We start from the raw sequence: 1,144 nt of genomic DNA, 5'->3' as shown, positions 1-1,144 counted from the left end.
GCCACAATCGCCATTGTTATAAGTAGAATTCATGAAATTAAAAAATTGGCAGGGGCAGTAGGAATCGAACCCACACCAAAGGTTTTGGAGACCTCTATTCTACCGTTGAACTATGCCCCTATAAAGATGGTGGAGGGGGACGGATTCGAACCGCCGAACCCTAAGGAGCGGATTTACAGTCCGCCGCGTTTAGCCACTTCGCTACCCCTCCAAAATGGTGCCGGCGATAGGAGTCGAACCCACGACCTACTGATTACAAGTCAGTTGCTCTACCAACTGAGCTACACCGGCATTTTGGAAATATGGTGGGTCAGGACGGAATCGAACCGCCGACACTTAGAGCTTCAATCTAATGCTCTACCAACTGAGCTACTGACCCATATTTTATAAAATAATGGCGGTCCCGACCGGGATCGAACCGGCGATCTCCTGCGTGACAGGCAGGCATGTTAACCGCTACACCACGGGACCATTTGGTTGCGGGGACAGGATTTGAACCTGTGACCTTCGGGTTATGAGCCCGACGAGCTACCGAACTGCTCCACCCCGCGATAATGTTATTTAGAATGGTGGAGGATGACGGGCTCGAACCGCCGACCCCCTGCTTGTAAGGCAGGTGCTCTCCCAGCTGAGCTAATCCTCCATCTGGTATTTCTTATGAATTCTAATAAGTGGTGACCCGTACGGGATTCGAACCCGTGTTACCGCCGTGAAAGGGCGGTGTCTTAACCACTTGACCAACGGGCCAATGTAAATCATCTGGCGGAGAGTAAGGGATTTGAACCCTTGAGACAGTGTTAACCGCCTACACGATTTCCAATCGTGCTCCTTCGGCCTCTCGGACAACTCTCCAAGAAGAATGGCTCCGAAGGTAGGACTCGAACCTACGACCAACCGGTTAACAGCCGGTTGCTCTACCACTGAGCTACTTCGGAATATTATTATTGGTAAGCCTAGCGATGTCCTACTCTCACAGGGGGAAGCCCCCAACTACCATCGGCGCTAGAGAGCTTAACTTCCGTGTTCGGTATGGGAACGGGTGTGACCTCTCTGCCATCATCACTAGACTCTTAAAAGACAAGATTTATTATAGCATGTTCTATGCTAATTTCAAGTGTTTTTTATAAAAATCCACACTTTTCTT

10 tRNA genes and 1 rRNA gene are annotated in these 1,144 nt (G+C 49.7%); all 11 read right to left on the bottom strand.

From position 1 onward, the window contains the following. Positions 1 to 46: 46 nt before the first annotated feature. The 11 genes from BOD01S_RS22325 to rrf all read right to left on the bottom strand — a co-directional run bounded on the left by BOD01S_RS22325 (position 47) and on the right by rrf (position 1,067). Positions 47 to 120: transfer RNA gene (locus tag BOD01S_RS22325), tRNA-Trp, on the bottom strand. Between the two features lie 7 nt (positions 121 to 127). Then, positions 128 to 211, bottom strand: a tRNA-Tyr gene (locus BOD01S_RS22320). Between the two features lie 4 nt (positions 212 to 215). Next, positions 216 to 291, bottom strand: a tRNA-Thr gene (locus BOD01S_RS22315). Positions 292 to 303: 12 nt separating this feature from the next. Further along, positions 304 to 379, bottom strand: a tRNA-Phe gene (locus BOD01S_RS22310). Between the two features lie 16 nt (positions 380 to 395). Next, positions 396 to 471, bottom strand: a tRNA-Asp gene (locus BOD01S_RS22305). 3 nt (positions 472 to 474) lie between these two features. Continuing rightward, a tRNA-Met gene (locus BOD01S_RS22300) sits at positions 475 to 551 on the bottom strand. 16 nt (positions 552 to 567) lie between these two features. Beyond that, positions 568 to 643 (bottom strand) — tRNA-Val (locus BOD01S_RS22295). Between the two features lie 29 nt (positions 644 to 672). Continuing rightward, positions 673 to 747, bottom strand: a tRNA-Glu gene (locus BOD01S_RS22290). 13 nt (positions 748 to 760) lie between these two features. Continuing rightward, positions 761 to 852 (bottom strand) — tRNA-Ser (locus BOD01S_RS22285). Positions 853 to 860: 8 nt separating this feature from the next. Beyond that, a tRNA-Asn gene (locus tag BOD01S_RS22280) sits at positions 861 to 935 on the bottom strand. 16 nt (positions 936 to 951) lie between these two features. Then, positions 952 to 1,067, bottom strand: a 5S ribosomal RNA gene (gene rrf / locus BOD01S_RS22275). Between the last annotated feature and the right edge of the window lie 77 nt (positions 1,068 to 1,144).

Source organism: Lysinibacillus odysseyi 34hs-1 = NBRC 100172, assembly GCF_001591965.1.
In the GTDB taxonomy this organism is placed as follows: domain Bacteria; phylum Bacillota; class Bacilli; order Bacillales_A; family Planococcaceae; genus Lysinibacillus_B; species Lysinibacillus_B odysseyi.
Note: the sequence above shows the minus strand (reverse complement) of the source record. Positions and strands in the feature narration are given on the sequence as shown.